Source organism: Ectothiorhodospira shaposhnikovii (assembly GCF_047222355.1).
Taxonomy (GTDB): Bacteria; Pseudomonadota; Gammaproteobacteria; order Ectothiorhodospirales; family Ectothiorhodospiraceae; genus Ectothiorhodospira.
The window spans coordinates 583,568-595,596 of the sequence record NZ_CP178333.1 but is presented as its reverse complement, the minus strand read 5'-3'; the positions used below and the strand labels follow the sequence as shown (position 1 = coordinate 595,596).

The following is a 12,029-nucleotide window of genomic DNA, read 5'->3' as shown; positions in this document are numbered from 1 at the left end:
TTTCCCTGCAACCCACCCAGACACAGCCGTGACGTGACTCGGAGCTTGATTTTTTCACCTGTTTCAAACGTGATACATCACCGCCGCCGCATCAGGTCCAGACGCCGCACGAAGTCCTTCATGATGGCCTGATACAACCCCTCCTTGAGCACCTCATCCTCCACGCCCGCATCCAGGCTGGGGTTGTCGTTCACCTCGATCACCATGACGCCCCGGTCGGTCTGCTTGATATCCACCCCGTACAGGCCGTCACCGATCAGGTTGGCGGCCTTGAGGGCCGTCTTCACCACCACGGGAGGCGCCTGCTCCACCGGCAGGGTACGAAAGCCCCCCTGACGCAGATTGCCCTTGGCCTGGTGATTGACGATCTGCCAGTGTTTCTTGGACATCAGGTACTGACACACATACAGGGGCTGTTTGTTCAGGATCCCCACCCGCCAGTCAAATTCCGTGTAGACGAATTCCTGGGCCAGGATCAGGTCCGACTCCTTGAACAGGCGCTTGCTGATCTCTTCCAGCTCCGCCCGGTCCTCCGCCTTGAACACCCCACGGGAAAAGGACCCGTCGGGAATCTTCAGCACCACCGGATAGCCGATCACCTCCTCGGCCGCCAGGATATTTTCCTTGCGCAGGATCAGGGTCTTGGGCGTTGGCACCTTCTGCCCCGCCAGCAACTCCGCCAGGTAGACCTTGTTGGTGCACTTGAGGATGGAATCCGGGTCATCGATCACCACCATCCCCTCGCTGTCCGCCTTGCGGGCGAAACGGTAGGTGTAATGGTCGATCCGGGTGGTCTCGCGGATGAACAGGGCGTCGTACTCGGCCAGCCGGCCGAAATCCTTGCGGTCGATCAGATCCACTTCCAGACCCAGGGCCTTGCCCTGGCGAACGAACTGGTTCAGGGCCGCCCGGTTCGACGGCGGCAGATCCTCGTCCGGGTTCTGCAGGATGGCCAGATCGTACTTGAAGTTGCGCGGCCCCCGGGGCTTGCGCCAGGGGCGTTTGAGGTAATTGTCCAGGGCCTCGAAAAAGGCCGTTTCCTGCTCCGGGGTCAGGCTGTTCAGGGCCAGGGGCTTGATGGCATCGATGCGCCACTGGCCCACCAGCCTGAATTCCACCTTGAACAGGGGCGCCCGAAAGATGGAGAACAGCTGCTGGCCGATCTCGTGCATTTCCTTGGGGGCGCACTGGCCGAAGAAGACCGTGATCTCGAAGGCGGTGGGCTGCAGGCCGGCGCGCTTGCGTCCCAGCACCCGGGCCACCTTGCGGTCGATGTCCTCGGTATCCAGGCTGTAGATGGATTTCCTGGACAGATCCTGCAGGGTGCGCACCGTGGGCACCACCTTGTGCTGGCGGGCCTCCGCCAGCAGGGAGCAGTAATACCCCTCGCTCAGGTAGCGGTGGCTGCGGCACAGGTTGATGACCCGCAAACGGGTATGGCTGGAATACCTGGGATTGGTGAGGTAGTCCTCGGCCACCACCACGGGGTATTCGGGGAAATGGGGCTTCCAGTCCCCCGGCTGCTCGATGAGCAGGACGTGATCCGACATGAATAATGTTCTCCTTATGAGTGAGGGGGAGGCTCAGGAACGAGGATAGACCACCAGCACGGCCTTGAGCCCGGCCTTGCCGTAGCGGGCCATGCGCTCGAAATCCCGCTGCAGGATGGGCATGTTGATGGAATCCGTGGGGGTTTCACCGTTGTCGTAATCCACGAAGGGATCGTGCACATAGATGAAGTGATCATCAAACCCGGTCACCACCACCCAGTGGGGAAACTTCTCGCCGTAGATCTGGTAGGAACTGATCAGCACCACCGGAATGCCGCCGGCCTCGAAACGGGCCCGCAGGTCCGCCGCGCTCAGGGTGCCGTAGCGGAGCGGCACGCATCGCTCCCTCAGCTCGTCCAGCATGTCCTCCTGCACCAGTCGCATGACCTCCTTCTTTTCCTCGCTGCGCACGGAGTCCAGCAGGGGCATGCGCTCATCGCTCAGGGTCAGTTCCACGCCGAAGCCGCGATGGGCGGCGGAAAGCGCCAGCCCGAACGGGCCACAGCCGCCGTGTCCCGCGGTCATGAAAATGGTGGTGGCCTCCCGCCACAGGCGCAATTCCAGACGCCGGTCCATGGCCATGGACGCATCCAGTGCCTTCATGGCCATCATCAGCGAGGATGGCCCGCAGGTGAAATCCAGGGTCTGTTCGTAGAAAGGCACCCGCACCATGTCCGGACGCAGGTGAGGTGCCAGGGATTTTTCGTAGCGCCAGGCATCCATGTGGTCTTCGTAATAATCCCCGTACTCGCCGAAACGGCGATACTCCAGGGACTCGAACAGACGGATGGAGGCCTGATTGTCCTTGCGGATCTCCAGGCGCAGATAGGCACAGTCCCGCTCCCGGGCTTCCGCCTCGGCGGCCTCCACCAGTTGCCGGCCGACGCGCCGTCCGCGGGCCTCATCATCCACGGCAATGGAATACAGGCGGGCCATGGACGTGCCGCGACTGAACAGCAGCAGCACATACCCCAGAATTCCCTCGCCTTCGTCAAACACCAGGGTGTGGGCCTTGCCCTTGGTCAGCAGGTAGCGAAACTGGCGGCGGGAGAGCCGGTCACTGGCAAAGCAGCGTTGCTCGATCGCCAGCAGGGCGGGGATGTCGGAAAGCCGGGCGGGGCGGATCACGGGAGCGAGGACCAGGGCGAAAGGACGCCGAAACAGGCAGGGAGGGACGGTGTGAATTCTACACCCGTTGGGCGCAAAACGCAGGATCAACCCGGTTTCGTCGCGCCGGGGATGTCGGGCCAAAGGGGCTTCCATTAGGATATGACCCTTTCCACTTCGCTTTTCAGGACGTCAAGGTATTGAAACACGCCCCCATCGCCCCCCATGTCGCCTGGTTCCGCGACGCCGCCCCCTATATCAACGCCCATCGGGATCGCACCTTCGTGATCGCCTTCGGCGGCGAGGCGGCGCTGCAGCCGGGGTTCGCCGCCCTGCTCCATGACATCGCCATCCTGCAGACCCTGGGGGTCCGGCTGGTGCTGGTGCATGGCGCCCGCCCTCAGATCGAGGAACGCCTGCGGGCCCGGGGGGCGGAAATCCGCTACGTCAACGGCCTGCGGATCACCGATGAACAGGCCCTGCGGGCGGTGAAGGATGCCGCCGGTTCCCTGCGGGTGGAGATCGAGGCCCTGCTGTCCATGGGGCTGGCCAATACCCCCATGTCCGGGGTCCGGGTACGGGTTTCCTCCGGCAATTTCGTCACCGCACGCCCCCTGGGGGTACGCGACGGGGTGGACTACCAGCACACCGGCGAGGTACGCCGGGTGGATACGGAGGGCCTGCGGCGCCACCTGCAGTGCGGCGAAATGGTCCTGCTGCCGCCCATGGGCTACTCCCCCACCGGCGAGATCTTCAACCTCAGCGCCGAGGACGTGGCCATCGCCGCCGCGATTGCGCTCAAGGCGGACAAACTGATCTTCTTCAGCGACACCCAGGAGCTGCGGGACGAGGACCAGACCCCCATCACCCACCTCACGGCGGATCAGGCCGAAACCCTGCTCCAGGGACCCCGCGCCATTCCCGATGAACTGGCCGCCCACCTGCGCAGCGCCATCACGGCCTGTCGTCAGGCGGTGGAACGGGTGCACATCGTAGACCGGCGCCAGGACGGTGCCCTGCTGATGGAACTGTATACCCGGGAAGGGGCCGGCACCCTGGTCACCGGTGAGCGCTACGAGCGGCTGCGCCCGGCCCGGATCGAGGATGTGGGCGGCATCCTGGAACTCATCCAGCCGCTGGAGGCCGAAGGCATCCTGGTGCGCCGTTCCCGGGAACAGCTGGAGTTGGAGATCGAACGGTTCGCCGTGATCGAACAGGACGGCATGATCCTGGCCTGCGCGGCCCTGTATCCGTTCCCGGAAGAGCAGGTGGGTGAACTGGCCTGCGTGGCGGTCCACACGAATTATCGGGGAGGGGGGCGTGCCGAGATGCTGGCCGAGTACCTGGAGACCCGGGCACGGGCCATGGGCATCACCCGCCTGTTCGTCCTCACCACACGAACCGCCCACTGGTTCCGGGAACGGGGATTTGAGCCGGGTGAACTCAAGGCGCTGCCCATCAGCCGGCAGCAGATGTATAACTATCAGCGCAATTCCAAGATCTTCATCAAGCCGCTGCCTACCACCCGGCGCATGCCGGCCTGATCAGGAGAACCGTTCCTCGCGCTCGTGCCGCTCCTGTGCCTCGATGCACAGGGTGGCGATGGGGCGGGCCTCCAGCCGGCGCAGGCCGATGGGCTCCCCGGTCTCCTCGCAATAGCCGTAGCTGCCGTCATCGATGCGCCGCAGGGCGGAATCGATCTTGCCCAGCAGCTTGCGGTAGCGATCCCGGGTGCGCAACTCCAGGCTGGCATCGCTTTCGCGGCTGGCTCGGTCGTTGGGATCCGGCTCCCGCCACTGCTCCTCCTGCAGGTTGCGGATGGTCTGTTCCGATTCCTCCAGCAACTCTTCACGCCATTGCAGCAACTGGCGGCGGAAATAGGTCAGGTGTCTGGGGCACATATAGGGTTCATCCCCATCGGGACGATACCCTTCGGGCAGATCGACGTTCATCACGGATCCTCACTGCCGAAAAGACCGGAGAAGTTGAAGGGCACAAGTATACCTCCCTTCTTCATCCCCGGGGGAGGACCTGGCGCTTCCTGGCCAGGGTCAGCCCGTCACCAATGGGAATCAGGCTCAGGCTCACCGCCGGATCTTCATGGATCAGGGCATTGAAGGCCCGGATGGCTTCCGTCTCCGGGGCATGGTCATCCGGATCCGCCACCCGGCCCGACCACAGGGTATTGTCCAGGCAGATCACTCCCCCCGACCGGATCAGCCGCAGGCAGCGACGGTAATAATGGACGTAGTTGAGCTTGTCGGCATCAATGAAGGCCAGATCAAAGGAACCGGCGGCGCCATCCGCCAGCAGACCGTCCAGGGTATCCATGGCCGGTGCCAGGCGCAGTTCGATGCGATCTCCCAGGCCGGCCTCATCCCAGTAACGGCGGGCGATCCCGGTCCAGTGCCCGTTGATGTCGCAGCAGAGCATGCGGCCGTCTTCCGGCATCGCCCCCGCCATCCAGAGGGCGCTGTAACCGGTGAAGGTGCCGATCTCCAGAATTCGCCGGGCCCCGGTCAATTCCACCAGCAGGGCCAGGAACTGCCCCTGCTCGGGCGCCACCTGATAGTTGTGTTCCGGCAGATGGGCCGTTTCTTCACGCAGACGCTGGTACAACGGGGGTTCCCGCAGGGAAACCGACCACAGGTAGGCCTGCAGGCGCTGATCCAGGTCCGTGGTGATGTTGGACATACTGATTGTCTCCAGAAAGCCCGGTTTCATGCAGCCTGTCAAGGCAGCGTCAAACTGTTTCGTTATACTCGGAAACAAACCTGCCGTACACGCATCAAACCGCCTGAGTATCGATGGAACCCGTTTGGGTCAAGGAGTCGTCGTCAATGAGCCTGAATGGACCCTTTGCCAGACCGCAGCGCATCATTCAGATCACCGATCTGCATCTGTGCGATTCGCCCGGAGACATCATGGGTTCCGGCGTCGACACGGATCAGAGCCTTCGGCAGGTTCTGGACCAGATCCGTCGCCGGGAAAAGGCCCCGGACCTCATGCTGATCACCGGAGACCTGGTCAATGACCCGGTTCACGGTGCCTATCGCCGCCTGCGCACCCTGCTCAATCCCCTGCCCTGGCCCATCCAGTGCCTGGCCGGCAACCATGATGACCCCCAGCTCATGGAAGACGTGCTGTGCAAGGACAACCTCAGCTGCCGCAAGGCCGTGTCCCGGGGCGAGTGGCTGTTCGTCAGCCTCTGCAGCGTGGTGGAAGGCGCCGCCCACGGCCTGCTGGACGAGGGTGAGCTGGCCTTTCTGGACGAAGTGCTCACCCGCCACCCGGCCCGCAATGCCCTGATCTCGCTCCACCACCCGGTGGTGTTCGTGGGCAGTACGTGGATGGATGCCATCAACCTGCACAATACCGAGGACTTCTTCCAGGTACTGGACCGGCATCCGCAGGTGCGTGGCGTCCTGTTCGGCCATGTCCACCAGCAGGTGGACCAGGTTCGCAACGGCGTGCGGCTCATGGGGACCCCCTCCACCTGCGTGCAGTTTGCCCCCCGCACCCGTCATTTCCAGCTCGACACCCTGCCCCCGGCTTACCGCCGGCTGCAGCTTCACGCAGACGGACGTATCGACACGGACGTGACCTTTGCCTTCCGGGAAGCCGACACCGACAGCGAGCCCCAGCCGACGTCCCTCATGGAATCAACCGCGCATCGGGTCAGCCTGGCCTGACACTGCCTTCCTAATCGCTCCCGTTCTGCCGCCGTACCGGGCGGCTGGCATTGAGCATCAGCACCACCGAACGTGTCTGCAGGGGATACACCTCGTGGCTATGGAACATGCGGTGGTCCGGTCGCGGCCCCCGGGGATAGACCGTGTCCAGCAACACTTCCCAGCGGGTGCGGGCCGGCTCCGGCGGCAACCGGAACGAGATCGGCTCATGCCCGGCATTGATCAGCAGGATCATGTCCGCGTCCCTGACCCGGCGGCCGCGCTCGTCGTACTCCTCGAACAGGTCTCCGGCAATGAACATGCCCAGGCTGCGGGCAAAGCCCTGCAGCCAGTCCTCCTCCTTCATCTCCTCGCCGTCCGGGCGCAACCAGGCCAGATCCTTCACCCCGGCCCCCATGATGGGCCGCCCCTGGAAGAAGTGCCGCCGACGCAGGGCGGGATGATTCTTGCGCAGCCTGATCAGGTATTGCACGAAAGGCATCAGGTCCCGGGCATGCTCATCCAGCTCCCAGTCCACCCAGGACAACGGTGCATCCTGGCAGTAGGCATTGTTGTTGCCCCGCTGGGTACGCCCGCGCTCATCCCCCGCCAGCAGCATGGGAATGCCCTGGGACAGGAACAGGGTGGCCAGCATGTTGCGCTTCTGCCGGGCGCGCAGGTCCAGGACTTCCTTGTCATCGGTGGCCCCCTCGGCCCCGCAGTTCCAGGACAGGTTGTGGTTTTCCCCGTCCCGGTTGTCCTCGCCGTTGGCCTCGTTGTGCTTGTGGTTGTAGCTCACCAGGTCTTCCAGGGTGAAGCCGTCGTGGCAGGTGACGAAGTTGACGCTGGCATAGGGACGGCGTCCATTGGACTCATAGAGGTCCGATGAACCGGTAAGCCGGTAGGCCATGTCACCGATCAACCCGTGCTCCCCCTTCCAGAAGGCCCGCACGCTATCCCGGTAACGACCGTTCCACTCGGTCCAGCCCACCGGGAAGTTGCCCACCTGATACCCACCCTCCCCCAGATCCCAGGGCTCGGCGATCAGCTTCACCTGGGACAGCACCGGATCCTGGTGGATGATGTCGAAGAAGGCCCCCAACCGGTCCACCTCGTGCAGTTCCCGGGCCAGGGCGGATGCCAGATCGAAGCGGAAACCGTCCACATGCATCTCCTGCACCCAGTAGCGCAGGGAATCCATGATGAGCTGCAACACCCGGGGATGGCGCATGTTGAGGGTATTGCCGCAGCCGGTGTAATCCATGTAGTAGCGACGGTCTTCCGGGACCAGGCGGTAGTAGGCGCTGTTGTCGATGCCCCGGAAGGACAGGGTCGGCCCCAGGTGGCTGCCCTCGGCGGTGTGGTTGTAGACCACGTCCAGGATCACCTCGATGCCCGCCGTGTGCAGGGTCTTCACCATGGTCTTGAATTCGTTCACATGGCCGGAGGCGCAGTAGCGCATGTCCGGCGCAAAGAAACCCATGGTGTTATAGCCCCAATAGTTGCGCAGCCCCTTTTCCACCAGATGCCGGTCATCCAGGAAGGCCTGCACCGGCATGATCTCCACCGCCGTCACTCCCAGACGCTGCAGATAGGAGATCACCGGCGCCGTGGCCAGCCCCGCATAAGTCCCCCGCAGGGCGGTATGGACATGGGGATTCAGGGCGGTAAATCCCTTTACATGCAGTTCATAGATCACCGTCTCGTGCCAGGGGGTGCGAGGCGGCTTGTCATCCCCCCAGGTGAAGGCGGTATCGATGACCTGACACTTGGGCATGCCGGTGGCCGAGTCGCGACGGTCCATGAACAGGTCTTCGCGGCTGGAACCGATTCGGTAACCGAACAGGGCATCGCTCCATCGCACCTGACCGTGCAGCGCCTTGGCATAGGGGTCCAGCAACAGCTTGTTGGGATTGAAGCGATGACCGGCTTCCGGCTCATAGGGGCCATGGACGCGATACCCGTAGAGCATCCCCGGACGGGCCTCGGGCAGATAGCAATGGAAGACCAGATCCGTCTGCCAGCGCATCTCGATGCGCTCCAGCTCCCGCCGACCGTTGGGATCGAACAGGCAGAGCTCCACCTTTTCGGCATGTTCTGAAAACAGGGCAAAATTCACCCCTTCACCGTCCCAGGTGGCCCCGAGCGGATAAGGACTCCCGGGCCAGATCGCCCAGTTGGATGGGGGCATGCAGCATACCTTCCGCATCGTAAGCGATGCGTGCTTGAAACGTACCGGATATTGCCCTGCAGTATAGGGTCCGGTGGAAACCCTCCGCAATCGCGAACCGGCCCTTGGCGAAGCCGGCAGGCATGCAATAATGAGGCTCCCCCACCGGAACCCGCCCTGCATACTGATGAAAACCAGTGCCACCCCCAATACCCGACGCGCCAATCTGCATGCCTGGCTGCGGGGAATGATCGGGGAAGACACCCCCATGCCCCGGCTACTGTCCGCCGACGCCAGCTTCCGGCGCTATTACCGGCTGTGGGAATACAACCGTAGCTGGGTGATCATGGATGCCCCCCCGGACCGGGAATCCGCCGACGACTTTGCGCGCGTCGCAAGACTCCTCCTTGAACTGGGCCTGAGCGCCCCGCGCATCCATGGCCTTGATGCCGAACAGGGCTTTATGCTGCTGGAAGATTTCGGTGATCACACCTTCAGCCGCGCCCTCGCCGACGGCGCCGACGAGCACGGGCTCTACCGCCTGGCCACGGACGCCCTGATCGCCCTGCACCGCGGCTGGAGCCATCACCACGGCCACCGGATCGAAGCCTACAGTGAAGCCGTACTGCTCAACGAGGCCCTGTTGCTGCTGGACTGGTACTGGCCCGAGGCGATGGGCGAGCGCTGTCCCGAGGCAATCCGCCGGGACTTCATCACGGCCTGGAAAGACATCCTGCCCCAAACCACCGCCCTGCCCCATACCCTGGTCATGCGGGACTACCATGTGGACAACCTGATGGTCCTGCCCGGTCGTCAGGGGGTGGCCGCCTGCGGCCTGCTGGACTTCCAGGACGCGCTCATCGGCTCGCCCGCCTATGACCTGGTATCCCTGCTGCGGGATGCCCGGCGGGACGTGGACCCCGGTGTGGCCGAGGCCATGATGGCGCGCTACCGGGACGCCTTCCCCGGCCTGGATGCCACCGCCCTGGACGACAGTTTCTGGATTCTGGGGGCCCAGCGCACCACCAAGATCATCGGCGTCTTCACCCGGCTGTGGCGGCGGGATGCCAAGCCGGCCTATCTGCGTCACCTGCCGCGACTGTGGCGCCTGCTGGAACAGGAACTGGCCCACCCGGCCCTGGCACCCGTCCGGGCCTGGTATGACACCCACCTGCCCCACGACCACCGGCTGGCACTGTCCCGCAACGGCATGCACCAGCCCTGGGAGCCCTCGCGCAAGTCGGGACAGGCCGCAATCCTGCTGCCCCCGGCATCAATGCCCCCGACACGGAGAGGCCCCTGATGCATGCCATGATCCTGGCGGCGGGCCGGGGCGAACGGATGCGCCCCCTCACCGACCACACCCCCAAACCCCTGCTCACGGTGGCCGGACGCCCCCTGATTGAGCACCATCTGTCGCGGCTCCGGACCGCGGGCTATCAGGATATCGTGATCAACCTGGCCCATCTGGGCGAACAGATCCGCGCCCACCTGGGAGACGGTAGCGCCTGGGGGCTGCGTATCCACTATTCACGGGAGGATGTGGCCCTGGAAACCGGCGGCGGCATCCTTCAGGCACTGCCCCTGCTGGAATCAGACCCTTTCCTGGTGATCAACGGCGATATCTGGACGGATCATCCCCTGAACCCGCCAACCATGGCGGGGGACGATCTGGCCCATCTGATCCTGGTGGACAATCCTCCCCATCACGGAGCTGGAGACTTCCGGCTCATGGACGACAGGGTGCTGGCGGAAGGCCTTCCCCGCCTCACCTTCGCGGGCATCGGCTGGTATCGTCACGCACTGTTCTCAGGCTGCCGGCCCGGGCGTTTTCCACTGGCGCCCCTGCTGCGCACGGCCATGGCCCTGGGCCGGGTCAGCGGTCGGCATCACACCGGGGTCTGGCAGGATGTGGGCACGGTGGAGCGACTGCGGGCCCTGAATGCCCTGCCCGGCACGCCGTGACGGGGCTGGCCGCCCGGCCTCGATACGGGCTAGAATTTCGGGCTACCAGGAATATTCCGTCATACCGAGACAGTCACAGGTATCGCCATGCACCTTCCCAAGCCTCCCATCCTGCTGCCCCTGGGCGTCGGCCTTCGTCTGCTGCCGGATGCCGTCCACACCCGGGTATTCTCCGCCCTGATGAACCACGTTCTCAAGGGCCAGCCCGCCGCGGATGAACTGGGTCCGCTGGAAGGCAAGCGCATCTGTCTGGCGGTGACCGATCACGCCGGCAGCATCTGTTTCCGGGTCAAGGACGGTGGCGTCACCCATTGGGACTGCAAGAGCCCGAATGACTGGGATGTGCGCATCCGGGGTCGTCTGGAAGATTTCTGGCGCCTGGCCACGCGCAGCGAAGACCCGGACACCCTGTTCTTCAGTCGCCGACTGGATCTGGAAGGGGAAACCGAGGCAGGCCTGTACCTCAAGAACCTGCTGGACACCGCGGAACCAGACTGGGAAAGCCACATCCACGCGGTACTGGGAAAACGGGCCGGCGCCAAGGCCGTGAAGATGCTCAGCCACCTGGGTCTGGGGCGTTACCTGCCCGGCGGCCTGCACCCCACCAGCCACTGACGGGAAAGTCGCCCGGCCACGCCGTGGGAGCCGGCCCGCCGGCGAATGCGGGGGCGAATCAACGCCCCCCTTCGCCACCAGGGTCCGCTCCCACCACGGGACCGTAACCGGCCTCGGGGGGGAAACGGGAGCGGGCTTCAGTCCAGGATCTGCAGATCGGCAGGATGCCGGATGCGGATGCGCGGCTGCCCCTGGTGGCTGTAGACGATTCCCCGCCCCATCACCTGACGGCCTTGCAACGTCGCCAGATCAAGCCCCGGGAAATGGGTCATGTCTTCATGGTCGATCCGGAAGGCCACATTGCCCTCCAGATTGATCCAGTGGGAACGCTGGCTCTCCCCCAGACGCACCACCCGTCCCTCCACCAGACGAAACCCCTCGCTGTCCGGAGGCAGCTCCCGGGCGGCAAACACCCGCAGGTGTTCCTGCTCCCAGATCTCCAGCCCGGCATCACGGGCCTGGGCCTCCGCATCCCGGTAGCACTGCAGGTTCCAGTCATTGGGAGGGATGGTCAGCGCCACCGCCAGCCCCCGGGCCAGCAGTTCGGCATGGATGGATCTGCCGTCCGGGGTGAACAGATGGGCCAGACGCCGCTGGTAGCGGTCCTGCCGCTCCCGGTCATGCACCAGCAATACCTGGTGGTCGTGGGCCTCCAGGATCTCGATCAGGGCATCCCTGGCCTCGTGGCCGAAGGGTTCGGCGCTGTTCTCCCGCCAGAAGATCTCCGGGGTGTCCAGACCGATCATGCGCACCCGGGTGCCGTCGGAGAGACGCACGGTATCCCCGTCATGGACGTGGTTGACCCGCGCCTGCTCCACCCGTCCCGCCGGTCCACCGCAGGATTCCGGCAGGGTCACGGCCTGGGCCATGCCCGCCATGGACGCAACAAGGGCGCCGACCAGCAGCGCCCTTGTCTTCAAACCGTGCAATCGAGCCATGAATCCGGCCCGA

The 12,029-nt window shown here is 64.5% G+C and carries 11 protein-coding genes; 5 read left to right on the top strand and 6 right to left on the bottom strand.

What is annotated here, in order from left to right; genetic code table 11:
* Positions 1 to 77: 77 nt before the first annotated feature.
* Complete coding sequence (locus ACLF6L_RS02630; RefSeq protein WP_412852312.1) at positions 78 to 1,550, bottom strand: RimK family protein; 1,473 nt, start codon at positions 1,548 to 1,550, stop codon at positions 78 to 80.
* Between the two features lie 33 nt (positions 1,551 to 1,583).
* Positions 1,584 to 2,678: a GNAT family N-acetyltransferase/peptidase C39 family protein gene (locus tag ACLF6L_RS02625; protein WP_008931934.1), complete on the bottom strand. Its 1,095-nt coding sequence runs from the start codon at positions 2,676 to 2,678 to the stop codon at positions 1,584 to 1,586.
* Positions 2,679 to 2,857: 179 nt separating this feature from the next.
* Between ACLF6L_RS02625 and argA the strand changes: the two genes are divergently transcribed.
* The gene (gene argA, locus ACLF6L_RS02620; protein ID WP_412852311.1) at positions 2,858 to 4,201 is read left to right on the top strand and encodes an amino-acid N-acetyltransferase; all 1,344 of its coding nucleotides are present in this window, start codon (positions 2,858 to 2,860) and stop codon (positions 4,199 to 4,201) included.
* Here the strand turns inward: argA and dksA are convergent, their stop codons facing one another.
* Positions 4,202 to 4,609 carry an RNA polymerase-binding protein DksA gene (gene dksA / locus ACLF6L_RS02615; RefSeq protein WP_200173245.1) on the bottom strand — a complete coding sequence of 136 codons (408 nt, stop codon included), beginning with the start codon at positions 4,607 to 4,609 and terminating at the stop codon, positions 4,202 to 4,204.
* A gap of 61 nt (positions 4,610 to 4,670) precedes the next feature.
* Complete coding sequence (locus ACLF6L_RS02610; protein ID WP_200173247.1) at positions 4,671 to 5,351, bottom strand: O-methyltransferase; 681 nt, start codon at positions 5,349 to 5,351, stop codon at positions 4,671 to 4,673.
* 146 nt (positions 5,352 to 5,497) lie between these two features.
* On the opposite strand from ACLF6L_RS02610, the gene cpdA reads away from it, so the two are divergent.
* Complete coding sequence (gene cpdA, locus ACLF6L_RS02605; protein ID WP_200173249.1) at positions 5,498 to 6,349, top strand: 3',5'-cyclic-AMP phosphodiesterase; 852 nt, start codon at positions 5,498 to 5,500, stop codon at positions 6,347 to 6,349.
* Positions 6,350 to 6,359: 10 nt separating this feature from the next.
* Here the strand turns inward: cpdA and glgX are convergent, their stop codons facing one another.
* Positions 6,360 to 8,519 carry a glycogen debranching protein GlgX gene (gene glgX / locus ACLF6L_RS02600; protein ID WP_412852310.1) on the bottom strand — a complete coding sequence of 720 codons (2,160 nt, stop codon included), beginning with the start codon at positions 8,517 to 8,519 and terminating at the stop codon, positions 6,360 to 6,362.
* Positions 8,520 to 8,685: 166 nt separating this feature from the next.
* Between glgX and ACLF6L_RS02595 the strand changes: the two genes are divergently transcribed.
* The 3 genes from ACLF6L_RS02595 to ubiT all read left to right on the top strand — a co-directional run bounded on the left by ACLF6L_RS02595 (position 8,686) and on the right by ubiT (position 11,078).
* Positions 8,686 to 9,801: an aminoglycoside phosphotransferase family protein gene (locus ACLF6L_RS02595; RefSeq protein WP_412852309.1), complete on the top strand. Its 1,116-nt coding sequence runs from the start codon at positions 8,686 to 8,688 to the stop codon at positions 9,799 to 9,801.
* Positions 9,801 to 10,463, top strand: coding sequence for an N-acetylmuramate alpha-1-phosphate uridylyltransferase MurU (murU, locus tag ACLF6L_RS02590; protein ID WP_412852308.1), 663 nt, complete (start codon positions 9,801 to 9,803; stop codon positions 10,461 to 10,463). The genes ACLF6L_RS02595 and murU overlap by 1 nt, the downstream gene beginning before the upstream one ends.
* Before the next feature lie 87 nt (positions 10,464 to 10,550).
* On the top strand, positions 10,551 to 11,078 hold the full coding sequence (gene ubiT, locus ACLF6L_RS02585; RefSeq protein ID WP_200173257.1) for a ubiquinone anaerobic biosynthesis accessory factor UbiT: 528 nt from the start codon (positions 10,551 to 10,553) through the stop codon (positions 11,076 to 11,078).
* A gap of 137 nt (positions 11,079 to 11,215) precedes the next feature.
* On the opposite strand, the gene ACLF6L_RS02580 is transcribed toward ubiT, so the two are convergent.
* Positions 11,216 to 12,016, bottom strand: coding sequence for a thermonuclease family protein (locus tag ACLF6L_RS02580; RefSeq protein WP_412852307.1), 801 nt, complete (start codon positions 12,014 to 12,016; stop codon positions 11,216 to 11,218).
* Between the last annotated feature and the right edge of the window lie 13 nt (positions 12,017 to 12,029).